Below are 25494 nucleotides of genomic sequence, written 5' to 3' on the forward strand. Positions count from 1 at the left end.
CAGTACTCAAGAACGTGTAGCTGCCAACGTACCGTGCCTGATCGATTCTCCGAGCCCCGGCTCCCCGAACCGGCTCACGCGACTCGGCTGTCCTCAGTGGACGGCGACGCCGTTCTTCGGCTGGGGGGCCGAGGTCAGGCGGAACAACCGCGTGAACAGCTCGAGGTCGCGGAGGTCGCCCTCGACGGACACCGAGCCGTTCGCCACGGCCTCCGCCGGCGTCAGCTGGCCGCTGATCACGTCCAGCAGCGCCGATCCCTGGCCGGCGCGGATGATCAGGTCCGCCTCCGGGTAGCGGCCCTCGGCGACCTTGAGGTCGCCGTTGTCGACCATCGCGTGGAGGATCATCGTGTTGTGGTACTGGATCTCGAAGGTGATCTGGACGTCGGCCGCCGCTTCGGCCTGGAACGTCGTGAACAGCGAGAGGATCGCCGCGTCCAGGGTGAAGACGTCGTCCGGGCCCGGGTGGCTCAGCGACCGGGCGCCCCACAGGCCGAGGTCCAGCAGGATCTGGTCGAGTTCGCTGCCGTACTGGGTGAGCTCGTAGACCAGGCCGGCGTCGAGGTCCGGGCGGACCCGGCGGCGGATCACGCCCGACTCCTCCAGTTCGTTGAGCCGCGCCGAAAGGATGCTCGGCGGGATCTTGGGCAGACCGGCCCGGAGCTCGTTGTAGCGCTTCGGGCCGAGCACCAGGTCGCGCACGATGAGCAGCGCCCAGCGCTCACCGACGAGCTCCATGGCGCGGGCCAGTCCGCAGTACTGTCCGTAGGTGCGGGTGCGTGCGGTCATTGATCCTCACTTCGTTCGTGCCGGTGGGTCGGTGGTGCGGTGGTGCGGTGGATCAGAGGTGGTCGCCCTCGGAGATGAGGTCGTGGTGCAGCAGCTGCACTTCGTCGCACGGCTCGACGCCGAGCTCCTCGCTGAGCCGCTTGCGGAGGCTGCGGTAGACGGCCATCGCGTCCGACCGGCGGCCGCTGCGTCCCAGCACCCGCATCAGCTGCCCGTGCAGCGCCTCGTCGAGGGGGTTGCCCGCGGCCAGCGAGCGCAGCTCCCCGATCAGTTCGCGGTGGTTGCCGCTGGTGATCTCGGCCTCGATGAGCATGTGCAGCGCGTTGCGCCGCTGCTCCAGCAGCTCCATCGTGTACGGGAGCAGCACGGGTCCACAGTGGATGTTGGCGAGCGGCGGCCCGCTCCACAGGTCCAGCGCGGCGCGGAAACGGGCGGCCGCCGCCGCGTGCTGGTTCCGGCGCAGCAGGTCCTGCGCTTCCTGCTGCATCAGCCCGAACCGGTGGACGTCGACCTGGCTCGGGTCGATCCGGAACAGGTAGCCCGGCGCCTTGGTGACCAGCATGTCCTCGGTGCCGTCGGCCAGGCTGTGCTGTTCGAAGCAGCGGCGCAGGTGGTAGACGTAGGTGTGCAGCGTGGTCCGGACCGTCCGGGGCGGGCCGCTCGGCCAGAGCTCCTGCGTGATCGAGTCGACGTGCACCATCTTGCCGGGACGCATCACGAGCAGGGCCAGCAGCTGCAGGACTTTCGGCGCGGTGGGGGTGCAGTCGACACCGTCGTGCAACACACCGAGCGGGCCGAGGACCGTGAACTGGACCACACTTTCGGGTGGTTGGTCGGACCGCCGGGACACGTCGACCGGCCCGTCCGATAGCCTTTTCTCGGAGTACATGTCGCGCGCCTCCAGTGTTCTGCCGCGATGTATCTGGCTCCCCAGTACGCCGCGCAAGCCGGGCATAACCGGCCGCGGGCTGTCCACTGTCGAATGTGACAGAGCCGCAGCACCCCAGCCAGTGAGCGGTCCACCAGAGTCAAGATGTGTCTTCCCCGGCGGCCCCGTGCGATCCGCACGTCCTGCTCGGGCACCACCCACCCGCGCCGAGCGCCCCGGGGTGGGCAAACCGCAGGTCCGGCCGGGCGTGACGGGCCGGGAACGGCCGACCACGGCCTCCGGTCCTTCTCGAACCGGCGCTTCTGCCGACCGGGCGCGGTGTGCCGCGCACGGCGCGGGTGTGCGTTCCGCACGGCCGGAGCCGAGACGGTCACACAGTCGCCGTCCGGCGGCGAACTCCGCCTCACCCGGCTTTCGATCGGGGGTCCACCGGCCCGCAAGATCCGGCGTCTTACCTGGCGAAGAGGGAACTTGACTGCGGCAGGGAATTCGAGGTTGGACTGATGATCTTGCGATCGGTGACGTCCGGGGGCGGCGACGGCGAAGACCCGTCGGCGGTTGTGGAGCGGTACAGGCACGTCCGGGCGCCGGAACAGGCCGTGCAGCCCGCTGTTCTCCGCGCGATCGAAATGATCCTGGAGCGGTACTTCGAGCCGATCACGTTGTCGGCGCTGGCGTCCCAGGTGTTCGTGAGCCCGTTCCACTTCTCACGCATCTTCGCCAAGGCGACCGGGGTGACGCCGGGGCGCTTCCTCACCGCGGTGAGGTTGTTCGAAGCCAAGCGGCTGCTGCTGACGACTTCGCTGACGGTGTCGGACATCGTCTGCAGCGTCGGCTACAGCAGCGTCGGCACGTTCACCAGCCGGTTCGTCCGCGCGGTCGGGATGACCCCGACCGAGTACCGGGAGCCGGAGGTGGGTGAGCTGCTCGTGGCGCATTCGGCCTACTTCCAGCGGCTGCCGGCGCTGCGGTCCCTGCGGGAGGCGGCCAGCAGCTGCGCGTCCCTGCAGGACGGCAACGAGCGGCTGGCGGTGCGGCTGGAGTTCCCCACCGGCGCCGCACCGGCCAACGTGCTCGTCGGCGTGTTCGCGGACTCGGTGCCGCAGAGCGGTCCGGTGGCCTTCGGCGGGCTGGCCGACGCCGAGTCGGCCGACCTCACCATCCACGGGGTGCCCGAGGGCACCTGGACGGTCATCGCGGTGGCCGACCACGGTGCGGGGCGACGGCCCGCCGGCGGACCCGCGTTCACCATCGGCACCGCGACGGCGTCGGTGACGCCGTTCGAGCCGTCGGAGGTGACGATCCGGTTGCGCCCGCCTGCCCTGACCGACCCGCCCATCGCGATCACCCTGGCGGCGCGCCGGACGCCGGGCAGCCAGCAGATGCTCGCCGCGTCTCGTGCGCACCTGCGCGCGGTGGCGTGAGCCGGCCGGACGAAAGGGACGAGTGATGGCGACTTTCTTCGGTGTCCTGCGCAAGCGCGCGCTGGCGCCTTCCCTGGCTTCGGTGGGGTTCGAGGAGCGCGGCTTCCCGGTCACCCCCACCGCGGCGACGGCCCGGCTGGAGGCGGTGCCGCAGGCGGTGGTGTGCGGGTTCGAGTGGGCGATCGAGGGCGCGTCCCTCTGGGAGCTCGAGCGGCGGCTCGCCCTCGTCGAGCCGGAGCAGCGCGGGTTCGCGTACGAAGGCGCGACGATGGGGTGCACGATCCTCGACGCGATGCCGGGCGGCGGCCGCGACCGCACGAAGGCACTGCTGGAAGGACCGGGCGAGCCGCACATCTTCCTCACCTACATCGGGATCGGGTTCGCGATGGCCCGGCTGCCGCGTCCACTGTGGAAGAACATTCTCCCGCAGCTGGACGGGGTGCACCACCACCCGGTCATGAGCTGGCTGGCGGTGGACGGCTACGGCTTCGACCGGGCGTACTTCGACACGCACCGGTGGGTCGACGAACAGGCCGAGCCGGCACCGTACCCCTGGGCGGGGCGCCCCGACTACTTCTCGCGTGCCTTCGACCAGGGGGTGGGCCGGGCCCTGTGGTTCATCCACGGCGGCGTGCCCGAGGCGGCCGCGGCCGCGGCAGGCGCCTTCGCCGAAAGCCGCCGTCCCGACCTGTGGAGCGGGATCGGGCTGGCGGCGACCTTCGCCGGCGGCGCGGACCGGGCCGGGCTGGCCACCCTCCGCCGGCTCGCCGGGCCGCACCACGCGGAACTGGCGCTGGGCGTGGTGTTCGCCATCAAGGCGCGCACCTACTCGACGTTCGTGCCCGAGCACTGCCGCCTCGCCGCGGAGGTGCTCGCGGACCTCACGGTCGAGGAGGCGACGGCGCTCGCCGACCGCACCGAAGTGCCCTTCGCCGACGAAGGGCCGCTGCCGCCGTACGAGCGGTGGCGGGAGGCGATCCGCGCGGAGTTCCGCGCGGGCTCGCAAGAGCGCGCAGCCTGACGCCCGAGGTCACCGGCAACCGTGGAGTAGACCGCTGACCAGGGCATCTGTGACCGTGATGAGAAAGAGCTCCACATTCACACCGACCCTTAAGGGGGAGAGTGCGTTGGGCAATGGTTGGCGCGCGCTCAGACGTCGCATCCTGACACCGAACGTCGCGGAGACTTCGCTGGAGAAGCGGGGTTTCCACCGCAAGAGCCCAGCCGCTCAGGAGCGACTCGAGACGATCGGGGAGAAGTTCCTCCTCGGGTACGCACACGCGGTCGAAGCGCGTTCGCCCGCGCAGGCCGAGGAATGGCTGGAGCGCATTCCCCCGCAGTTCCGCGGCTTCGCCTACGAAGGCGCGGGAATGGGGTACGGCGTTCTCGACGGGCTGCCGTTCGGCAAGAGCACGAACATCGCCGAGTTCCTGGCCGGTCCCGGGGAGAAGCACGACTACATCATCTACGTCGGGGTCGGCTGGGCCATGTGCCGTCTCCCGCGGTTCGCGTGGCCGAAGGCGTCGGGCTTCGACCCGCTGCTGCGCTGGCTGGTGCTCGACGGGTACGGCTTCCACCAGGCGTACTTCAAGACCGATCGCTACATCCGGGACCAGTACCAGGAGCCGGGCTTTTCCTGGCCCGACCGGCGTTACGACGGCTACGCGCTGCGGGCCATCGACCAGGGCATCGGCCGGGCGCTGTGGTTCATCTGCGGCACCGACGTTTCCCTGGTGGCCAAGACGATCGAGGAGTTCCCCGAGTCGCGCCACGGCGACCTGTACGCCGGGGTCGGGCTGGCCTCGACCTACGCGTGCGGCGTCACCGCCGACGAGCTGGCGGAACTGGTCGACCGGGCCGGCATCCACCACGGGCAGCTGGCCCAGGGAAGTGCCTTCGCCGCCGAGTGCCGGGTGCGCTCGGGCCTGATGATCCCGGAGACCGAGATGGCGGCCCGCGCGATCTGCGGCCTGCCGGCCGAGCGCGTGGCGGCCATCACCCAAGAGGTCCGGCCGGCCGTGGTCGTCGACGGCGACGACGTCCCGGCGTTCGAAACCTGGCGGCAGCGGATCGCCGAAGAAGTGCTGACCCACGGAGGGAAGAACAAATGACCGCGACCTTCGGCTGGCTGCGCAGGCAGCTGGCGGGCATCGTGGCGCTGGTGCTGATCCTCGGCCTGTTCATGGTCGCACGGCTGCCCAGCGTCTCCGCCGCCGAACAGGACCAGCTGGCGGGCAAGTTCCACTTCACCCCGATGACGATCGCGCTGCCCGCGGCGAAGAAGTCGCAGTCGATCCGGACGGTGAACAAGGAGTACGACAAGATCGCGGCCTGGATCTCCTCGGTCGGCGCCGCGATCGCGATCAACGACATCAGCGGCAGCGGCAAGCCGAACGACCTCTGTCTCGTCGACCCGCGCAGCGACCAGGTCGTCATCACGCCGACGCCGGACTCCGGCCCGCGCTACGCCCCCTTCGCGCTGGACCCGGCGCCTACCCTGCCGACCTGGGACTACATGGCCCCGATGGGCTGCGTCCCCGGTGACTACAACGAAGACGGCCGGACCGACGTCCTGGCCTACTACTGGGGCCGCACGCCGGTGCTGTTCCTGCAGAAGGCCACCGCGACGAAGTTCGACGCCTCGGCCTTCCAGCCGGTCGAGCTGGTGCCGGGCAACCACCGCGGCGCCGACGGCAAGTACAACGGTCCACTGTGGAACACCGACTCGGTCACCATCGGCGACTTCGACGGCGACGGGCACGTCGACATCTTCATCGGCAACTACTTCCCGGACAGCCGGGTGCTGGACCCGAACGCCGACGGCGGCATCACGCTGAACCAGTCGATGTCGCACGCGGTGAACTCGGGCGCCAAGTACATCTACCGCTGGACCGGGGCCAAGTCCGGGGCGAACCCGAGCGCGCAGTACGTCGACGCTTCCCAGGGCATCCCGGAGAGCGCGCGCTTCGGCTGGACGCTGGCCTCCAGCGCGACCGACATCGACGGCGACAACCTGCCGGAGCTCTACATCGCCAACGACTTCGGCCACGACCACCTGCTGTACAACAAGTCGACGCCGGGCAAGATCGAGCTCGCCGAGGTCACCGGCGTCCGCGGGATCGACGACCCGAAGTCGAAGGTGCTGGGCCACGACTCCTTCAAGGGCATGGGCGTCGACTTCGGCGACCTGAACCACGACGGCCTCTACGACCTGTTCGTCAGCAACATCACGACGTCGTGGGGCATCGAAGAGTCGAACTTCCAGTTCATGAACAAGGCCAAGGACAACGCGGACCTGACCAAGCAGCTCAAGGACGGCGTCGCGCCGTTCCACGACGACAGCGCCGAGCACGGCACGGCGTGGTCGGGCTGGGGCTGGGACGTCAAGATCCAGGACTTCAACAACAGCGGCGACAACCAGATCGCGCAGGCCACCGGGTTCGTCAAGGGCCAGGTCAACCGCTGGCCGAACCTGCAGGAGATCGCCACCGCGCACGACGGCCTGCTGTCCAACCCGTTCTGGTGGCCGAACGCCCGCGCCGGTGACGACATCGGTGGTGACCAGACGCTGCACTTCTTCGTGAAGAGCGCCGACGGCCGCTACACCGACCTCGCGCCGAAGCTGGGTCTCGCGGTCCCGGTGCCCACCCGCGGCATCGCGGTCGGTGACACCGACGGCGACGGGCTGCCCGAGTTCGCGGTCGCGCGGCAGTGGGAAGAGCCGATCTTCTACCACAACGACAGCCCGAACCCCGGCAAGTACCTGCAGCTCAAGCTGACCACCGACGCCCCGGTGGCGCCCGGCCCGCTGCCCGCGGCCGGCGTGCCCGCGATCGGCGCCCAGGTCACCGTGACGACCTCGGACGGCAAGAAGTACCTCGGCCGGGTCGACGGCAGCAGCGGGGAGGCCGGACGGCGCAGCTTCGACGTCCAGATCGGTCTCGGGCACGACGTGAAGGGCCCGCTCGACGTCCACCTGCAGTGGCGGGACCGGACCGGGCAGCTGCGGACGCAGAACCTGAAGCTCGAACCCGGCTGCCACATGTACCAGCTCGGCACCACGGCGAAGGAAGCGATGTGACATGACCACCCCGACTCTGACCAAGGTGGACAGTGCGCCGCCGAAGCGGACCAACAAGGTCATCACCGCGCTGCGGCGCTTCGCGATCTCGATCACGATCTTCAACATCGTCGGCTACACCGTGCTCGGCTTCGAGCAGCCGTGGCTGTACCCGTTCGTCGCGCTGGCGACCGCGTACACCACGGAGATCGTGCTGGAGATCATCAACGCCCGGGTGACCCACCGGGACGTCCGGTTCCGCGGCAACGGGTTCAAGGGGCTGATGGAGTTCCTGCTCCCGGCGCACATCACCGGGCTCGCGCTCAACATGCTGACCTACGTCAACGACCAGATCCTCGTCATGATGTTCGGGGTCGTCGTCGCGGTCGGCGCGAAGTGGATCCTGCAGGCGCCCGTGTACGGCCGCATGCGGCACTACATGAACCCGTCGAACTTCGGCATCACGATCATCCTGCTCGTCTTCCCGTGGGCCAGCATCGCCCCGCCGTACCACTTCACCGAGCAGATCCCGACCTGGGGCGGCTGGCTCATCGTCGGCATCATCCTCGTGTCGGGCACGGTGCTCAACGCGCTGCTGACCGGCCGGATGTTCCTCATCGCGGGCTGGCTGAGCTTCTTCGTCGTCCAGGCCTTCGTCCGCGGCTGGATCTTCGGCACGTCGATCTCCGGCGCGCTGGCGATGGGCACCGGCGTCGCGTTCGTGCTCTACACCAACTACATGGTGACCGACCCGGGCACGTCGCCGTCGAAGAAGGGTTCGCAGTTCCTCTTCGGCGCGGGCGTGGCGCTCGCGTACGGCTTCTTCACCGCCGTGCACGTCGCCTACGGGCTGTTCCTGGCCACCGCGACCGTCTGCCTGATCCGCGGGCTGTTCCTGTGGGGCCTGCACTTCTCGAACAAGGCGCGGATCAAGTTCGAGGCGGACCAGGCCGCGCAGAAGACCAAGCTGGAGATCGCGCCGCCGGCGGAAACCGGTGACGAAAAGCCCGGAGCCATCGCGGCATGACCGGTCCCCAGCACCACGCCCGGGCGGCGCGCACCGCGCCGCCCGGGCCGCCGCGCCGGGCGACCCTCCGGTTGCTGAAGCAGCTCTTCACCGACCGGCTCGCGCTCATGGGCGACAACGCCGAGGCCTACGGCGACGTCGTCCGCATCGCCATCGGCCCGAAGGCGATGTACCTGGTGAACCACCCGGACCTCGCGAAGCACGTCCTCGCCGACAACGCCGCGAACTACCACAAGGGCATCGGCCTGCAGGAGGCCCGCCGTGCCCTCGGCGACGGCCTGCTCACCAGCGACGGCGAAACCTGGAAGCAGCAGCGGCGGACCATCCAGCCGGTGTTCCAGCCCAAGCGGATCTCGCGGCAGGCCGCGGTCGTCGCGGCCCAGGTGGCCGGGCTGATCGACCGGCTCGCCGCGCACGACGGGCCGGTCGAGATCCTGCACGAGATGACCGGGCTGACCCTCGGCGTGCTCGGCCGGACGCTGCTCGACGCCGAGCTCGGCGGCTACGAAACCCTCGGCCACTCGTTCGAGGCCGTGCAGGACCAGGCCATGTTCGAGGCGGTCACGCTCAGCGCGGTCCCGCAGTGGGTGCCGCTGAAGAAGCAGCTGGAGTTCCGCACCGCGCGCGACGACCTGCGCCGGATCGCCGACGAGCTGGTCGAGCAGCGGCTGGCGAACCCGGTGGAGAACGGCGAGGACGTGCTGTCGCGGCTGATCGCCTCGGGCTCGCAAGACGGCGCTTCCCGCGAGCGCATGCGCGACGAGCTGATCACCCTGCTGCTGGCCGGGCACGAGACGACGGCGAGCACGCTCGGCTGGGCGTTCCACCTGATCGACGAGCACCCCGAGGTCGGCGCGCGGCTGCACGCCGAAGCCGCCGACGTGCTCGGCGACCGGCTGCCGGAGTACGAGGACCTGCGGCGGCTGACCTACACCGTCGCGGTCGTCGAGGAGGTCATGCGGCTCTACCCGCCGGTGTGGCTGCTGCCGCGGATCGCCCAGGCCGACGACGAGATCGGCGGGTACCACGTGCCTGCCGGGTCCGACGTCGTCGTCGTGCCCTACACGCTGCACCGGCACCCGGGGTTCTGGACCGACCCGGAGCGCTTCGACCCGGACCGGTTCACCGCCGCGGAGCGGCCGCCGCGCTACGCCTACCTGCCCTTCGGGGCCGGGCCGAGGTTCTGCATCGGCAACAGCCTCGGCGTGATGGAGGCGGTGTTCGTGCTCGCGATGGCCGCGCGCGACCTCGAACTGCGCAAGGTGCCGGGCAAGGTCGTCGAGCCCGAAGCGATGCTCTCGCTGCGGGTGCGCGGCGGGCTGCCGATGACCGTGCACCGCCGGCACCGGGTGTCGCGGTCCGAAGCAGCCTGACGTCTACTGTGGACATTCAATGAGGAGGTAGGCCGGTGCAACCCGAGGCCCGACCAGAGAGCACTGCGGAAGAACGCGTCGAGAACACGACCCTCGAGGCCTACGCGGACACGATCGTCCCCGGTGAGAAGCGGTCGCCGGAGGACCGGGCGATCGCCGGGGCCGCGCCCGGCCCGGGTGCGGTGGCGGCGGGTGCGCTGGACCTGCTGAACTTCGACGCGACCGGCGTCACGGCCGGCCTGCCCTACCTCGCGCAGTCGCTCAACGACCACGCGAAGTCCTACGCGGGCGAGGTGGAGCTGGAGCTCGACCACGACGTCCCGCCGTTCGTCGCGCTGCCGTACGAGCACCGCCGCGAGCTGGTGCGCCGGCTGACCACGCCGGGTCACCCGGAGAAGGACGGCTGGGTCAGCCTGGCGCTGTTCTGCAACATGGCCTTCGACAGCGCCGCGCACCTGCACACCGCCGACGCCATCCGCGACGGCCACCCCGGCCTGCTGGCCCTGGGGTACACGCCTCCGGACGCGGACGGGTTCTGGCGGTTCCCGAAGTATGGCTACGGCCGCAAGCTGGCCGAACTCCACCCCGACACGACTGCCTCCGGGAGCCCGGCATGAACGCGATCGACAGGACCGACGTCGTCATCGTCGGCAGCGGCTTCGGCGGGTCCATCCCGGCCTACCACCTCGCCGCCGGCGGGGCCAAGGTGACCGTGCTGGAGCGCGGGCCGTGGCTGGCGGCCGACGACTTCGAGCACGACTACCTGCTCGGCTCGTCCTACACCCGCGCGTTCGACTTCGTCGTCGGCGACGGGATGAGCGTGCTGGGCGGCAACTGCGTCGGCGGCGGCAGCGTGGTGTACTTCGCCGCGATGCCGCGGGCGCCGCGGTTCGTCTTCGAGCGGCACGGCAGCATCGGGCGGCGGATGTGGCCTTCGGTCATTTCGCGGGACACGCTGGAGCCGTGGTACGACCGCGTCGACGAGTCGATCCCGGTGTCCAAACAGGACTGGAGTGACGTCTCCTACGCCGGTGGCCTGTGGGCCGCGGCCTGCAACCACTCCGGGCGGACCGCCAACCCGGCGCCGGTCGCCGTCGACAACGCCACCTGCGTCAACTGCAACTTCATGATGGCGGGCTGCAAGTTCGACGCCAAGCGGTCGATGCTGACGAACTACCTGCCCGCCGCGCTGGCCCACGGCGCGCAGATCCGGCCGCTGCACGAGGTCCAGCGGCTCGAGCGGACCGAAGACGGCGGCTACCGCGTCCACTTCGACCTGATCGACGAAGAGGACTACCGGATCCACACCGGCAGCGGCGTGATCGAGGCGAAGGTCGTCATCATCGCCGCCGGCGCCGGCGCGACCCCGGTCATCCTGCAGCGCTCGGAGGCGGCGCTGGGCGAGATGCCGCACGGCGTCGGCCGGTACTTCTCCGGCAACGGCGAGCGGCTCAACACCGCGATCATCGACGAGGACCGCGTCCGCGAGGTGCTCGGGCTGTCCCGTGAGGACGGTCCGGTGTACTCGGCCAACCACATCGGCAAGGGCCCGACCGTGGCGAACTGGGACAAGCTCGACGGCTCGCTGCCGGAGTACGAGCGGTACTCGCTGGAGCAGCTGTACTTCCCGCCGGGACTGGGCACCATCCTCGCCCAGGTGCCCGGCGGGGCCGAGCCGCGCTGGTTCGGGGCGGAGAAGAAGGAGATCCTCAAGCAGTGGGCCAACTGGCTCACGATCTTCCTGATGACCGAGGACGACAACGAAGGCGTCTTCGGCACGCCGCCGCCGACCGGGAACGCCTACCGGATCTCGCAGCAGATGCTCGGCCGCGGTTCGCTGCGCTACGACCCGACGGAGAACACGCGGCGCGGCTGGGCGCTCGCGGACGCCGACTGCAAGGCCATCATCGAGAAGGACGGCCTGGCGAAGGTGGCGCCGTGGACCAACGACGTCGTCGGGGCGTACACGGTGCACCCGCTGGCGTCCTGCCGGATCGGGGACGACCCGGCGACGTCCGCGCTGCACCCGAACCACGAGCTGCGCAACCACCCGGGCATCTTCGTCACCGACAGCGCGTCGGTGCCGGGCGCGCTGACGGTCAACCCGGCGATGACCATCGCCGCGCTCGCCGAGCGTTCGGTCCCGGGCATCGTCCGGCAGCTGCAGGCCCGCGGCGTCGACGTCAAGTACGGCGCCCCGGCCCCCGACGGCTCGATCACCGGCCGCCGCGCGGTCTCCAAGCTCGATCTGGTCGCCGGCAGCTGATGCACGGGTACTTCGAACTCGCGCTCCTCGGGATCTGGGAGCGCGAGTTCTCCGTGGAAGGGAGAACCATGACCCCGGGACTGGTGCGGCTGGCGCTGCGGCGGACGGTGCGGGACGTCAAGCACGTCGAGGCCGTGCGGCCGCGGCGGGCGGGCGGCCGGGTGCGGGAGGTGTACCGGCAGCTGGAGCGGGACTTCGGGATGCTGGCGCCACCGATCGCGCTCCACTCGCCGTCCCCGCCGGTGCTGGCGGCCGCGTGGCTCCTGCTGCGCGAGTCGCTGGTCGCGGCGGGGGTCTCGAGCCGGGCGGACCGGGAGGTCGTCGCGGCCGCCGTGTCGGCCGCCAACTCCTGCCCGTACTGCGCCGAGGTGCACGCGATGGCGATCGGCGCGCTGGGGGACCCCGGCACCGCGGCCGCGCTGGAAGCCGGCAAGCCGGGGGAGATCGCCGACCCCGGCGCCCGCCGGCTCGCCGGATGGGCGCGGGGCGCGGGCCCGCTCCCGCCGGCCACCCCGGCCGGGGCGGCCGCCGAGTTCACGGCGGTGGCCACGGCGTTCCACTACCTGAACCGGGTGGTCGCCGTCTTCCTCGGCGACTCGCCGGTGCCCGCCCGGGTGCCCGCCTCCGCACGGGGCCGGGTGAAAGCCGTGCTGGGCCGCTTCCTCCGGCCGGGCCAGGCCCCGCCGCCCGGACTCGCCCTGGCCCTGCTGCCCGCCACGGGCGCCGACGGCCCGGACTGGGCCGAGCCGGGCAGCACGCTCGCCGACGCCTTCGCCAGGGCCCGCGTGGCCGTCGAAGCCGCCGGAGAGCGGGTGCTGCCGCCGCGGGTGCGCGATCTCGTGCGGCGCGAGCTGAAGGCGTGGGACGGGCGGCCGCCCGGCCTCGGCCGCTCCTGGGCCGAGGGGCCGCTCGCCGAGCTGCCGGCGGCCGAACGCCCGGCGGCGCGGCTGGCTCTGCTGGTGGCGAAGGCCGCCTACCAGGTCGACGACGACCTCGTCGCCGACCTGGTCCGCAGCGACGGCCTCGACGACCGGGGGCTGGTCGAGCTCGTCTCGTGGGCGGCTCACGCCGCCGCGGAGGAGCTCGGCAGCCGCCTTTCCCTGCGCCCACGAGGAGAAGACGCGTCACGCGAGCGCGGGTGATGATTCGAAAAGGAGCAGATCGACCGGCCGGTCGAGCGCAGCACCGGGACACAGCCGAAACCCTGCCCGGCGTGCCGCCGCCGACCGGCCGGATCCCCCCGATCTTCTCCTCGGCGGCCGCCGCACCGTGGCCCACTCACCCCCGCCACGAGCCCGGCGGCCGCCGAGCCCCGTCCCCTGACCGTCCACGAGAACCGCGTAGCGAGAGGACAACCGGTGACTGACACGACGGCCGTGATCGCCGACCTGACGACCGAGGCCGAGGGCGTGGACGCGCTCGTCGCCGGCCTTTCCGAGACCGAGTGGGACACCCCGACCCCGGCGCCCGGCTGGACCGTGCGCCACCAGATCGGGCACCTCGCGTTCATCTTCCGCATCGCGGGCCTCGCCGCGGCGCAGCCCGAGGCCTTCGTCGCGATGACGAAGTCGATCGGCGGCGACCTCGACGCCGCGGTCAACGGCGCGCTGCACGAGTACCTGGGTGGTCCGGCCGAGGTCCTGCTGAACCGCTGGCGCGCCGAGCGCGACCAGGGCATCAAGGCGCTCGCCGCCGTCGGGGGCACCGACCTCGTGCCGTGGCTGGTCAACCCGCTGCCGCCGTACGTGCTCGCCTGCGCGGGCATGATGGAGGTCTTCGCGCACGGCCAGGACATCGCCGACGCGCTCGGCGTCCGCCCGGTGCGCACCGACCGCCTCGCCCACCTCGTGGGCTTCGCCGTGCGCGTGCGCGACTTCGGGTACCAGGCGCGGGGGCTGACCCCGCCCGAGGAGGAGTTCCGCTTCGAGATCACCACGCCGTCCGGGCGCCTGCTGAGCTTCGGGCCGGAGGACGCGCCGGAGCGGGTGACGGGAAGCGCCGAGGACTTCTGCCTGCTGGTCACCCGGCGGCGGCACCCCGGCGACCTCGACGTGCGCGCCGAGGGCGGGCTGGCCCGGCAGTGGCTGGAACTGGCCCAGGCCTACCGCGGCCCGGCGGGCGCGGGACGCCGCCCCGGGCAGTTCCCGGCCTGATCGGTCCGATGTGGACGGTCGCGGGGAGCGCGGCGGATTTGTTCGCCGTTGCGCTTCCCCCGGCCCGGGCAGGGAGAAAGTAGAAGGCGGGCGTGCGGGAGCCCATGCTGGAGCGGCTGGGGCAACCACGGGAGACGCCGGCGGTACACGACGAACGACCTCGGCGGCGGTGCGAACCGTGCGCCGGACAGAACCGGGAGCCGTCGCCCTCGCGACGGACGGGCTCGAGAGCTATTTGGGAGTGCGGTGGCATGAGCGGTGAGCGGATAGCGATCGTCGGGATCGGACTGCGGTATCCGGACGCCCGTTCGCTGGACGAGCTCTGGGAGAACGTGCTGGCTGGCCGCCGCGCGTTCCGACGGCTGCCCGACGAACGGATGAACCGGGCGGACTACTACTCCCCGGATCCGGCGGCACCGGACCGGTTCTACGCGCAGAAGGCCGCGGTGCTCCGCGACTTCGAGTTCGACCGGGTCGCGTACAAGGTCGCCGGCAGCACGTTCCGGGCCACGGACACCACGCACTGGCTGGCGCTGGACGTCGCCGCCCAGGCACTGGCGGACGCCGGGTTCCCGGAGGGCGAAGGCGTGCCGAGGGAGGCCACCGGTGTCGTCATCGGCAACAGCCTGACGGGCGAGTTCTCCCGGGCGAACATCATGCGGCTGCGCTGGCCGTTCGTGCGCCGGACCGTCGCCGCGGCACTGTCGGAGCGGGGCTGGGGCGACGAGGAGACCGCGGCCTTCCTGCGGGACCTCGAGGTCCAGTACAAGGAGCCCTTCCCGGAGATCAACGAGGACACCCTGGCCGGCGGCCTGGCGAACACCATCGCCGGGCGCGTCTGCAACTACTTCGACTTCGCCGGCGGCGGCTACACCGTCGACGGCGCGTGCTCGTCCTCGCTGCTTTCGGTGGTGAGCGCGGCCAACTCGCTGGCACAGGGCGACCTCGACGTCGCCATCGCCGGCGGCGTCGACCTCTCGATCGACCCGTTCGAGGTGATCGGCTTCGCCAAGACCGGCGCGCTCGCCAAGCGGGAGATGAAGGTCTACGACGCCGACTCGAACGGCTTCTGGCCGGGCGAAGGCTCCGGCATGCTCGTCCTGATGCGCGAGAGCGACGCGATCGAGCAGGGCAAACGCATCTACGCTTCGATCGGTGGCTGGGGCGTTTCCTCGGACGGCAAGGGCGGCATCACCCGGCCCGAGGCGGCCGGGCACCGGCTGGCCCTGCGGCGCGCCTACGACCGGGCCGGCTACGGCGTCGAGACCGTGTCCTACTTCGAGGGCCACGGCACGGGCACCGCGCTGGGCGACGCCACCGAGATCGAGGCGCTCTCCACCGCCCGCCACGACGCCGACCCCCTGGCCGGCCCGGCCGCGCTGTCGACGATCAAGGGCAACATCGGGCACACCAAGGCCGCGGCGGGCGTCGCCGGGTTGATCAAGGCGACGCTCGCCGTGTACCACCAGGTGATCCCGCCCGCGACCGGGCACTTCGACCCGCACGAGAAGCTCACCGGCGAAACCGCGCGGATGTACGTGCCGCTCGAGGCGCAGCTGTGGCCGGCCGACGCGCCGGTCCGCGCCGGTGTCTCGGCCATGGGCTTCGGCGGGATCAACTCGCACGTCACCGTCACCGAGGCGCCCAACGCGCCCCGCAAGACCGAGCTCGACGAGCGCACCAAGGCCCTCGTCTCCGGCCGGCAGGACGCCGAGCTGCTGCTGCTCGACGCCGACGACGTCGAGGGGCTGCGTGCCCGCGTCACCGGCCTGCTGGAGATCGTGCCGAAGCTGTCGATGGCCGAGCTCACCGACCTCGCCGCGCAGCTGGCGGGCGAGCTCGCCAACCGGCCCGCCCGCGCCGCGGTCGTCGCGACCGGGCCGGAGGAGGCCGAGCGCAAGCTGACCCGCCTGCTCGAGCTGCTGGCCACCGACGGATCGGTGTTCTCGGCCACCGACGGCATCTTCGCCGGCCACCGCGTCACCGAACCGCGCATCGGCTTCCTGTTCCCCGGCCAGGGATCCGGGCGGGCCGTCGACGGTGTGCTGCGCCGCCGGTTCACCGCCGCCGACGACGTCTTCCGCGCCGCGGGCCTGCCCACCGGCGCCGACCACGTCGCCACCGAGGTCGCCCAGCCGCGGATCGTCGCCGGCTCGCTGGCCGCCCTGCGGGTGCTCCGCTCGCTCGGCATCGAGGCGCAGACCGCGGCCGGGCACAGCCTCGGCGAGCTGACCGCGCTGCACTGGGGCGGTGCCCTGGACGAGCGCGCGGTGCTGCAGCTGGCCAAGGTCCGCGGCAAGGTGATGGCCGAGACCACCGCCGGCGACGGTGCCATGGCGGGCATCGCCGCGTCGCCGAGCCGCGCGGAGGAGCTCGGCCTCGGTTCCGACGTCGTCATCGCGGGCTACAACGCCCCCGAGCAGACGGTGATCTCGGGCCCGGCCACCGCCGTCGACCGGGTGATCGCCCGCGCCCACGCCGCCGGCGTCACCGCGACCCGGCTCAAGGTGTCGCACGCGTTCCACTCGCCGCTGGTCGAGCCGGCCGCGACGGCGATGACGGCGCCACTGGCCCGGATCCCGTTCGCCCGCCTCGAGCACGCCGTCGTCTCGACCGTCACCGGTGACGTCCTGCACGCCGCGGAGAACCTGCCCGAACTGCTGCGCGAGCAGATCGTGCTCCCGGTCCGCTTCCGCGAGGCCGCCGCCAAGGTGGCCGAGCGCAGCGACCTGGTGATCGAGGTCGGCCCCGGCCGCGTGCTCTCGGGCCTGTTCGAGGAGATCGCGCCGGGCACGCCGGTGCTGGCCGTGGACACCGACAGCACCACGCTCAGCGCGGTCCTGCGGGTCGCCGGTGCGGCCTTCGCCGCCGGTGCCCAGCTGACGACCGGCCCGCTGTTCGAGGGCCGCGCGGTCCGCTCGCTGCCCGAGGACGGCGTGTTCTCCTTCCTCGCCAGCCCGTGCGAGGCGGCGCCCGAGATCGACAGCGAGCTGGCCGCGGAGCTGGCGGCCGAGAAGGAGCAGGTCGCCGCGGAAGCCGCGGTCGAGGTCGGCGGGGGTGCCAACGCGACGCTCGACCTGCTGCGCAAGCTCGCCGCCGAGCGCGTCGAACTGCCGCTGGAGACCGTCACCGCGGACACCCACCCGCTCGACGACCTGCACCTGTCGTCCATCACGGTCGGCCAGCTGGTCAACGACGTCACCCGGGCACTGGGCCGTCCGGCACTGGAGGGCATGCCGAACTTCGCGACGGTCTGCCTCGGTGAGCTCGCCGAGATGATCGACGAGCTGGCCCAGACCGCCAAGCCGGCCGACACCGGCGGCGGCGAGGTCCCGGGCGCCGGCCCGTGGGTCCGGCCGTTCGCGGTCGAGTACGTCCCGGCCCCGCGGCCCGCCGCCGACCTGACCCCGGGCCTCGGCCAGTCGCGCTGGGAGGTCTTCTCGACGCCCGGCCACCCGCTGGCCGAGCCGCTGCGCGCGGCACTGGCCCGCGCGGGTGCCGGCGACGGCGTGCTGCTCTGCCTGCCCGCGGACTGCGACGCGAGCCACACCGGCCTGTTCCTCGAAGCCGGCCGCGCCGTCATGGCCGCGCCCAACGGCACGCGGTTCGTCGTCGTGCAGCACGGCCTCGGCGCCTCCGGGCTCGCGAAGACCCTCCGGCTGGAGGACCCTTCGGCCCGCACCACGATCGTCGACCTGGCCGACCCCACCCCGGCCGATCCGGCCGCGATCACCGAGGCGGTCCGGCTCGTCGTCGCCGAGGTCGCCGCGACCACGGACTTCGCCGAGGCCCGCTACGGCGCCGACGGCGGCCGCACGGTGCCGCGGCTGGTGGCCGTCGCCCCGGCGCCCGCCGGTCCGGCTCCCGAGTCGCTGGAGGCGGGCGACGTCCTGCTCGTCACCGGTGGCGGCAAGGGCATCACCGCGGAAAGCGCACTGGCGCTGGCCAAGGACTCCGGCGCGAAGCTCGCCCTGCTCGGGCGCAGCGACCCGGCCGACGACACCGAGCTGGCCGAGAACCTCGGCCGGATGACGGCGGCCGGCATCGACTACCGCTACGAGCGCGCCGACGTCACGTCGGCCACCCAGGTGGCCGACGCGATCGCCCGGATGCAGGCCCAGCTGGGCCCGGTGACCGCCGTGCTGCACGGCGCCGGGCGCAACGAGCCCGCCGCGCTGTTCAGCCTCACCGAGGACGCCTTCCGCAAGACCCTCGCGCCGAAGATCGGTGGCCTCAACGCCGTCCTCGACGCGGTGGACAAGAGCAAGCTCAAGCTGCTGGTCACCTTCGGCAGCATCATCGGCCGGGCCGGCCTGCGCGGCGAGGCGCACTACGCCACGGCCAACGACTGGATGACCGAGCTGACGCTGCGCTTCGGCCGCGAGTACCCGCAGGCGCGGGCGGTCGCGCTGGAGTGGTCGGTCTGGTCCGGGACCGGCATGGGCGAGAAGCTCGGCGTGGTCAGCGCCCTCAAGCGCGACGGCATCACGCCGATCCCGACCGAGGACGGCATCGCCATCCTCAAGCAGGCGCTGGCCGACCCGGCGGTGCCGCCGGTGCTGGTCGTCTGCGGCCGGACCGGTGGGCTGGCCACGCTGCCGATCCAGCGCAAGGAGCTGCCGCTGACCCGGTTCGTCGACCGCGCGGTCGTGCACTACCCGGGCGTCGAGCTGATCACCGAGGCGGACCTGTCCGCCGGCTCGGACCCGTACCTGGCCGACCACCTGCTCGACGGGCAGCTGCTGTTCCCGGCCGTGCTCGGGATGGAGGCGATGACCCAGGTCGCCGCCGCCACCCTCGACCGGGCCGGTGCGCCGGTGCTGTCGGACGTGGAGTTCCTGCGTCCGATCATCGTCTCGCCGGGCGGGTCCACCACGATCCGGCTGGCCGCCGTCGCCCGCGACGCCGACACCGTCGACGTGGTCCTGCGCAGCGACGAAACCGGGTTCAGCGCCGACCACTTCAAGGCCACGCTGAACTTCGCGCGGCCCGCGGAGATCGGCCCGAAGCAGGCCCGCGGCACGGACGTCCCGTCGGTGCCGGTGGAACCGCTCTCGGAGCTCTACGGCACGGTCCTGTTCCAGGGCAAGCGGTTCCAGCGGGTCATCGGCTACCGGCGGGCGAGCGCCCGGCACGCGGTCGCCGAGATCGCGACGACGGCCGACCACGACTGGTTCGCCCCCTTCCTGCCCCAGCAGCGGCTGCTGGCCGACCCGGGCACGCGGGACGCGATGATGCACGCGATCCAGTGCTGCGTGCCCGACGCGACGCTGCTCCCGCAGGGCATCGAGAAGCTGCACCTGGCCGAACCCGGCGCCCAGCACCCGGAGTACGTGCTGCTGGACGCGAAGGAACGGCTGCAGGACGGCGATTCCTACGTCTACGACCTCGACGTCCGCAACCCCGACGGCGAGCTGGTGGAACGCTGGGAAGGCCTGATGCTGCGTGCGGTCCGCAAGACCGACGGGGCCGGGCCGTGGGTGCCCTCGATGCTGGGCTCCTACCTGGAGCGGGCGTGCGAGCGGTTGCTCGGCGGTACCCGGTCGGTGGTGCTGGAGCCGGACCCGGCCGGCGCCGAAGGCGGCATCGCGGTGCGCCGGGCGCAGACCGCGCTCGCGGCGAGCCGGGCGTTCGACCGGCCGGTCGAGATCCGGTACCGCCCGGACGGCAAGCCGGAGATCGACGGCGGCACGATCACCGCGTCGCACAGCTCCCGGCTGACCCTCGTCGTGGCGGGCACCGGACAGGTGACCTGCGACGTCGAGACGGTGCTCGAACGGACCGAGGAGGACTGGGCCGGGCTGCTCGGCGAGGAACTGCTTTCGGTCGGCCGGCTGCTGGCCGCCGACGCGGGCGAACCGGTCGCCGTGGCGAACACCCGGGTGTGGAGCGCACTGGAATGCGTCCGCAAGACGGGCGCGATGACCGAGTCCCTGACCGTGCGCCGGGTGGAGGCCGACGGCTGGGCGCTGCTGGCCTGCGGGCCGGCCCGGATCGCGACCTGGTCCACGACCGTCAACGACCGGGCCGAGCCGGTGGTCTTCGCGGTGCTGCAGGCAGAGGAGAACTGAGCATGTCCGACTACTACGAGATCCGCCACACGGTCGGCTTCGAAGAGACGAACCTGGTGGGCAACGTCTACTACGTGAACTACGTGCGCTGGCAGGGCCGGTGCCGCGAGATGTTCCTCAAGGAGAAGGCCCCGGCGGTGCTCGAGGAGGTCCGCGACGACCTCAAGCTCTTCACCCTCAAGGTGGAGTGCGAGTTCTTCGCCGAGATCACCGCGTTCGACGAGCTGTCCATCCGGCTGCGGCTGGAGGAGCTCACCTCGACGCAGGTGCAGTTCGCCTTCGACTACGTGCACCTGCACCCGGACGGCGAGCGGCTGGTCGCCCGCGGCAGGCAGCGGATCGCCTGCATGCGCGGTCCGAACACGGCCACGGTGCCCTCGCGGGTGCCGGAGCAGCTGCGCGAGGCGCTGGCGCCGTACGCCACCAGCGCGGTGAACGGCAGGGGAGCGTGACGTGGCCGACGCCGGGGAAACCAACGACGGGGCGGTCCTGAAGCGGTTGCCCGCTTCGCCGGGGCGACGGCACCTGTCGGCCCAGACCGGGTTGCGCGAGGTCATGGCGCAGTTCGCGACCGGGGTCACGGTCCTGACCGCGGGCGGTGAGTCGGGTCACGGCATGACGGCCAACGCCTTCTCGTCCGTCTCGCTGGAACCGCCGATGGTGTTGTGCTGCGTGTCCCGGGCCGCCCGGATGCACGCCGCCATCACCGAGGCCGGTTCGTACGCCGTGAACATCCTCGCGGCCGACCAGCAGGACCTGTCCAAGTACTTCGCCGACTGGCGCCGTCCCGCCGGGATGGCCCAGTTCGACGCGGTCGCCTGGACACCGGGCGCGCGCACGGGGGCACCACTGCTGGCCGGTGCGCTGGCGTGGCTCGAGTGCGAGCTCGAACAGGCCTACGAAGGCGGTGACCACTCGATCTTCCTCGGTCGCGTGCTCACCTCCAGCCGCGGCACGGGAGACAACTCGCTCGTCTTCTACGGCGGCAGTTACCACGAAGTCGACGGCCGCGCCCGCGCGGCCTGAACTCAGGGGAGTGCGATGTTGGTCGCGGTGACCGGGGGCACCGGGTTCCTCGGTGCGCACACCGTGCGGGCCCTGCTGCGGCACGGCCACCGGGTGCGGCTGCTGGCCAGGCGGCCGGACCGGGTGGCGGCCGCGCTGGCCCCGCTCGGGGTGGCGCCGGACGCGGTGGACGTCGTCGAAGGCGACGTCACCGACCCGGCGGCGGCGGCCCGGTTGGTGTCCGGAGTGGACGGTCTGCTGCACGCGGCGGGCGTCTACACCTTCGACCCCCGCCGCCGCGCCGCACTGCGCCGGGTGAACGAGCACGGCACCGAGGTCGTGCTCGCGGCGGCACTGGCCGCACGGGTCGGCCGGCTCGTGCACGTGTCGACCGTGGGAACGCTGTACCCCACCACGGCGCCCGCGATCGGGCCCGGGTCGCCGCTCGGCCGGTCCCGGGAGCCGTACCTGGCCTCGAAGACGGCCGCCGAGCGGATCGCCCGGCGGTACGGGGCGGTGGTCACGCGGCCCCCGGCGCTGCTCGGCCCGCACGACCCGCACCTGGGTGACCAGAACGCGCGGCTGCGGGACCTGCTGCGCGGGCTGATGCCGCTGTGGCCGACGGGCGGCCTGCCGCTCGGCGACGTCCGCGACAACGCCGAGCTGCACGCGCGGCTGTTCGACGGCGTTCCCGGCGCGGAGTTCTTCGGCCCGGGCTCGTTCGTGACGACTCGCGAATACGTCGGCACGGTGCGCGCGGTCACCGGCCGCGTGCTGCCGGCGGCGTTCGCTCCGGCCCGCGCACTGGCTTTCGCGGGCCGCGCGGCCGACGTGCTCCAGCGCTGCTGGCCGGGGCGCCTTCCGGTCCAGGGCGGCGCGATCCACGTGTGCGAGGTCGCCGTGCCGGTCGTGGCGGGCGCCCCGGACGCCCGCGTGCCCGCGCGGCCGCTGGCGGAGACCGTGGCCGACACCGTGCGGTGGCTCGCCGACACCGGCGCGCTCAGCGCGCGCCGGGCCGGGCGGCTCGCGGCGCCCGCCGTACCTCTCTCACCCGCTCCACCAGTCACTCCAGCCGGACCCGTGGGGTCCGGCGCGACCGGAAAGGCACTGCCATGACCGCGCACGAGGAGACCGACGACACCACGCGCCCGGTCCGGGTCGTCCCGGACCCGGTGGCCGCGGCGCCCGCCGCGCCGGTGGCCGCGGAGGTGCCCGTCATCCCCCGCCCGATGCCCCGGCTGGGCCGCGGCATCGTCTGGAGCACCATCGTCGCCGAGATCGAGCAGGAGAACCTGGAGCGACTCGGCCGGCTGCGGGACGCCGCGTGAGCGGTCCGTCCGACGCCGGCGCCCAGCCGATCGACGACGTCGACGTGGTGCCACTGGCCGGCGGTGACCGCCGCGGGCCGGGACACCACCGCCGGTCCGTGCCGTCCGGTGAGGCCCGGGTGATCTCCCTGCACCCGGTCACCGAGCCGGAGCCGGGCATGCCACTGCTGCGCAAGCGGCGCGACGAGCTGGCCGCGCACGTGGCCGAGGGCCGGATGGACGCCGTGCGGCGGCAGCACTCCCTCGGCAAGCTCACCGCGCGGGAGCGGCTCGCCCTCCTGCTCGACGACGACTCCTTCACCGAGATCGAGCCCTACCGGCGCCACCAGGCCCGCGGGCTCGGGCTCGAGGAGAACCGCCCCTACACCGACGGCGTGGTGGCGGGCTCCGGCACGATCGACGGCCGCCGCGTGTTCGTCTACGCCCAGGACTTCACCGTGTTCGGCGGGTCCCTGGGCGAGGCGCACGCGGCGAAGATCCACAAGGTGCTGGACCTGGCCGTGGCCACCGGCTCCCCGGTGATCGCGCTCAACGACAGCGGCGGCGCCCGCATCCAGGAAGGCGTGCTGGCGCTCAACGGCTACGGTGGCATCTTCCGGCGGCAGGTCGAGGCGTCCGGGGTGATCCCGCAGATCAGCGTCATCCTGGGCCCGTGCGCGGGAGGCGCGGCGTATTCGCCGGCGCTGGCCGACTTCACGTTCATGGTGCGCGACACCGGCTGGATGTTCCTGACCGGCCCGGACGTGGTCGAAGCGGTGACCGGGCGGCGCGTCAGCCACGACGAGCTGGGCGGGGCGGACACCCACGGCCGCCACTCCGGGGTGGCCACCGTGGTGCACGACGACGAGGAGAGCTGCCTCGCCGACGTCCGCTACCTGGTTTCCCTGCTGCCGCGCAACTACCTCGAGCGGCCACCGGCCGAGCCCGAGACGGGGGCGACGGCGGACTGGCGGCCGCGCCTGGCCGAGCTGGTCCCGGCGGAGCCGAACCGGCCCTACGACATGCGGGACGTGCTCACCGAAATCGCCGACGACGGCGAGTTCTTCGCGCTGCACGAAGCCTGGGCCCCGAACGTCCTGTGCGCGCTGGCCCGCATCGACGGCCGCGTGGTCGGGCTGGTCGGGAACCAGCCGTGCGTGCTCGCGGGCGTGCTGGACGGTCCGGCGTCGCAGAAGGCGGCGCGGTTCGTCCGGTTCTGCGACGCGTTCGGCATCCCGCTGGTGACGCTCGTCGACGTGCCCGGGTTCCTGCCCGGCGTCGACGAGGAGCGCAACGGGATCATCCGGCAGGGCGCCCAGCTGCTGCACGCGTACTGCGAAGCGACGGTGCCCCGGATCCAGGTGATCCTGCGCAAGGCCTACGGCGGCGCGTACATCGTGATGGACTCCCGGTCCATCGGGTGCGACCTGTCGCTGGCGTGGCCGACGAACCAGATCGCGGTGATGGGTGCCGAAGGGGCGGTGAACGTGCTGTTCCGCCGCGAGCTGGCGGCGGCCCCGGACCCGGCGGCCCTGCGGGCCCGGCTGGTCGCCGAGTACGTCGCGGAGTACCTGAACCCGCAGTACGCGGCGGAGCGGGGCCTGGTGGACGACGTGATCGACCCGGCGGACACCCGCGCGGCGATCGCCCGCGGGCTGGCCATGCTGCAGGACAAGCGCAAACCAGGGCCCCAGCGCAAGCACGGCAACCACCCCGTCTGAGGTTTCGAGGTCCCCGATGGCAGCAACCGAGCCCGCAGGCCCCCGGCTGAGGGTGGTCCGCGGCCTGCCCGACGACGCCGAGCTGGCGGCGGTGATCACGGCCCTGCTGGCGGTGTCGGCCGCGTCGGCTCCGGTGCGGCCGGAGCCGGCGCGTTCGGCGTGGGCCGCCCCGGCGGCCCGGTGGGACGCGCAGCCGGTGGGGCCGGACTCCTGGCGGCTGTCCGGCCTTCCCCGCTGACCCGGCGGCGCGTCCGGTCCGTCCGGGATATCCGGCCCGTCCGGATACACCGCACGCACGCGCCGCCGGCCCCGGTCAGGCCGCGTCGTCCAGCTCGAAGGCGTCGTAGGCGTCGAACTCGTCGCTGTCCCAGACCGGCGGCCGCCGGGGGCGGGGGTGCACCGGACGGGTTCCTTCGCTCACCCGATCGGTCCGGATCGGCGCCCGGCCGTCGTGTCCGGTCCCGGCGTCGGTGAAGATCTCCTGAGGACGTTCGGTCATCGTGCTCCTCGGTGGTCGTGGCGGGCTCCGGCTCGTCCAGTGCACCGCGGTGCGGCACCGTCGTGCGTCTCGCCCGCTGCGGACCGGGTTTCGATCGGCCCGTCAGCCGGGCGCGACGTCACCTCGACCCCGCAGGCGCACCATGGACGGCGCACAGGAGCGAGACGGAGGTACAGCGATGACCGTTCCCCAGATCCGGAACGACCGCGAACTGATCGAAGAGGCGCTGGGTGTCCCCGCGCCCCGCACCGCTCTCGAGGCGGTGCCCGTCGCGCCGGCCGAAGCGCCGGTGCAGCGCGAGTACCTCGCCGACACGATCATCCTGGGCTACAACTGATCCCGGCCGGGAGGCCGCAAGATCCGAGATGCCGCCGGGTGCCGCGAACAGCCACAATTGAGGCTGTTTCGCCCTCGGTTCGTCGCGCTCGGTAGGGAGGCCAGCGGATGGCTATGCACCTCCGGCTCGCGGCGGGTGTCGAGCTGCTCGACAAATGGGCGGAATCCGCTACCCAAGCCGAGCGGAATGTTCTCTACGAGGCTTTGTTCGCCATCGGCGACGGTTCCGTGTTTCTCATTTACGACGTTTTCGGCGACCCGGATGACATTTCCAATTTCATGGTCATGGTCAAAGCCGATCTGCTGGTGAAGATCAACGTGCAGCGCGCCGAATCGTCGTTCGACATCCTCTACGTCGGCACCCTCGACGACGGCGCGGCGGCGAACGCCGCCGAGATCGCGGCCGAACTCGCCGCCGACGCCGTGGCCGACGCCGAGGTCGACGACGCCTGACCTCCCCGTTCCGCGTAACCCCGCTGCCCCGAACGGCCGAATTCGCCGCGCGCGTCCGGCCGCGGCCGCCTGCCCGTACAGCCCTGGCGAATGTGCATTCGTCATCTTGACGCCCGGCCAG

22 protein-coding genes are annotated in these 25494 nt (G+C 72.3%); 19 read left to right on the forward strand and 3 right to left on the reverse strand.

Translation table 11 applies throughout. The features are described from left to right. Window positions 1-93: 93 nt before the first annotated feature. Window positions 94-789, reverse strand: coding sequence for a winged helix-turn-helix transcriptional regulator (locus tag ABZX11_RS40730; protein WP_354923739.1), 696 nt, complete (start codon window positions 787-789; stop codon window positions 94-96). A 52-nt stretch (window positions 790-841) separates the two neighbouring features. Then, window positions 842-1678, reverse strand: a complete 837-nt coding sequence (locus ABZX11_RS40735) for an AfsR/SARP family transcriptional regulator (protein ID WP_354923741.1) — start codon at window positions 1676-1678, stop codon at window positions 842-844. Window positions 1679-2181: 503 nt separating this feature from the next. Between ABZX11_RS40735 and ABZX11_RS40740 the strand changes: the two genes are divergently transcribed. From ABZX11_RS40740 to ABZX11_RS40820, 17 genes are all read left to right on the forward strand, one after another. Next, a complete protein-coding gene (locus ABZX11_RS40740) occupies window positions 2182-3102 on the forward strand; it encodes an AraC family transcriptional regulator (protein WP_176171972.1) in 921 nt (306 codons plus the stop codon). A 25-nt stretch (window positions 3103-3127) separates the two neighbouring features. After that, window positions 3128-4123: a DUF1702 family protein gene (locus tag ABZX11_RS40745; RefSeq protein WP_176171971.1), complete on the forward strand. Its 996-nt coding sequence runs from the start codon at window positions 3128-3130 to the stop codon at window positions 4121-4123. Window positions 4124-4229: 106 nt separating this feature from the next. Further along, window positions 4230-5213 (forward strand): DUF1702 family protein, encoded by a 984-nt coding sequence (locus ABZX11_RS40750; RefSeq protein ID WP_176171970.1) that lies wholly within the window; start codon window positions 4230-4232, stop codon window positions 5211-5213. After that, window positions 5210-7183, forward strand: coding sequence for a CRTAC1 family protein (locus tag ABZX11_RS40755; RefSeq protein WP_354923743.1), 1974 nt, complete (start codon window positions 5210-5212; stop codon window positions 7181-7183). The genes ABZX11_RS40750 and ABZX11_RS40755 overlap by 4 nt, the downstream gene beginning before the upstream one ends. 1 nt (window position 7184) lies before the next feature. After that, window positions 7185-8189: an enediyne biosynthesis protein gene (locus tag ABZX11_RS40760; protein ID WP_176171968.1), complete on the forward strand. Its 1005-nt coding sequence runs from the start codon at window positions 7185-7187 to the stop codon at window positions 8187-8189. Then, window positions 8186-9562 (forward strand): cytochrome P450, encoded by a 1377-nt coding sequence (locus tag ABZX11_RS40765; protein ID WP_354923745.1) that lies wholly within the window; start codon window positions 8186-8188, stop codon window positions 9560-9562. Before ABZX11_RS40760 ends, ABZX11_RS40765 begins: the two co-directional genes overlap by 4 nt. Window positions 9563-9597: 35 nt before the next feature. Continuing rightward, complete coding sequence (locus tag ABZX11_RS40770; RefSeq protein WP_176171966.1) at window positions 9598-10179, forward strand: DUF5987 family protein; 582 nt, start codon at window positions 9598-9600, stop codon at window positions 10177-10179. Further along, window positions 10176-11828 carry a GMC family oxidoreductase gene (locus ABZX11_RS40775; protein ID WP_176171965.1) on the forward strand — a complete coding sequence of 551 codons (1653 nt, stop codon included), beginning with the start codon at window positions 10176-10178 and terminating at the stop codon, window positions 11826-11828. The genes ABZX11_RS40770 and ABZX11_RS40775 overlap by 4 nt, the downstream gene beginning before the upstream one ends. Window positions 11829-11896: 68 nt before the next feature. Then, the gene (locus ABZX11_RS40780) at window positions 11897-12970 is read left to right on the forward strand and encodes a carboxymuconolactone decarboxylase family protein (protein WP_354923748.1); all 1074 of its coding nucleotides are present in this window, start codon (window positions 11897-11899) and stop codon (window positions 12968-12970) included. 216 nt (window positions 12971-13186) lie between these two features. Next, entirely contained in the window at window positions 13187-13981 is a 795-nt protein-coding gene (locus ABZX11_RS40785) for a TIGR03084 family metal-binding protein (RefSeq protein WP_176171964.1), read from the forward strand. Window positions 13982-14232: 251 nt separating this feature from the next. Next, entirely contained in the window at window positions 14233-20052 is a 5820-nt protein-coding gene (locus ABZX11_RS40790) for a type I polyketide synthase (RefSeq protein ID WP_354923750.1), read from the forward strand. A 2-nt stretch (window positions 20053-20054) separates the two neighbouring features. Beyond that, window positions 20055-20504 (forward strand): acyl-CoA thioesterase, encoded by a 450-nt coding sequence (locus tag ABZX11_RS40795; protein ID WP_176171962.1) that lies wholly within the window; start codon window positions 20055-20057, stop codon window positions 20502-20504. A 1-nt stretch (window position 20505) separates the two neighbouring features. Then, window positions 20506-21078 carry a flavin reductase family protein gene (locus ABZX11_RS40800; protein WP_254896898.1) on the forward strand — a complete coding sequence of 191 codons (573 nt, stop codon included), beginning with the start codon at window positions 20506-20508 and terminating at the stop codon, window positions 21076-21078. Window positions 21079-21093: 15 nt separating this feature from the next. Further along, complete coding sequence (locus ABZX11_RS40805; protein WP_354923753.1) at window positions 21094-22173, forward strand: SDR family NAD(P)-dependent oxidoreductase; 1080 nt, start codon at window positions 21094-21096, stop codon at window positions 22171-22173. Then, window positions 22170-22385, forward strand: coding sequence for a DUF6222 family protein (locus tag ABZX11_RS40810; protein ID WP_176171960.1), 216 nt, complete (start codon window positions 22170-22172; stop codon window positions 22383-22385). The genes ABZX11_RS40805 and ABZX11_RS40810 overlap by 4 nt, the downstream gene beginning before the upstream one ends. Next, window positions 22382-24085, forward strand: coding sequence for an acyl-CoA carboxylase subunit beta (locus tag ABZX11_RS40815; RefSeq protein WP_354923755.1), 1704 nt, complete (start codon window positions 22382-22384; stop codon window positions 24083-24085). Before ABZX11_RS40810 ends, ABZX11_RS40815 begins: the two co-directional genes overlap by 4 nt. A 16-nt stretch (window positions 24086-24101) precedes the next feature. Further along, window positions 24102-24323 carry an acyl-CoA carboxylase epsilon subunit gene (locus ABZX11_RS40820; RefSeq protein WP_176171958.1) on the forward strand — a complete coding sequence of 74 codons (222 nt, stop codon included), beginning with the start codon at window positions 24102-24104 and terminating at the stop codon, window positions 24321-24323. A gap of 75 nt (window positions 24324-24398) precedes the next feature. Here the strand turns inward: ABZX11_RS40820 and ABZX11_RS40825 are convergent, their stop codons facing one another. Then, window positions 24399-24584, reverse strand: a complete 186-nt coding sequence (locus ABZX11_RS40825; protein WP_176171957.1) for a hypothetical protein — start codon at window positions 24582-24584, stop codon at window positions 24399-24401. A 178-nt stretch (window positions 24585-24762) separates the two neighbouring features. Between ABZX11_RS40825 and ABZX11_RS40830 the strand changes: the two genes are divergently transcribed. Then, the gene (locus ABZX11_RS40830; protein WP_176171956.1) at window positions 24763-24921 is read left to right on the forward strand and encodes a hypothetical protein; all 159 of its coding nucleotides are present in this window, start codon (window positions 24763-24765) and stop codon (window positions 24919-24921) included. Window positions 24922-25028: 107 nt separating this feature from the next. Next, the gene (locus tag ABZX11_RS40835) at window positions 25029-25373 is read left to right on the forward strand and encodes a DUF6235 family protein (RefSeq protein WP_176171955.1); all 345 of its coding nucleotides are present in this window, start codon (window positions 25029-25031) and stop codon (window positions 25371-25373) included. Window positions 25374-25494: the final 121 nt, after the last annotated feature.

Source organism: Amycolatopsis sp. NPDC004169 (assembly GCF_040610315.1).
Lineage (GTDB): Bacteria > Actinomycetota > Actinomycetes > Mycobacteriales > Pseudonocardiaceae > Amycolatopsis.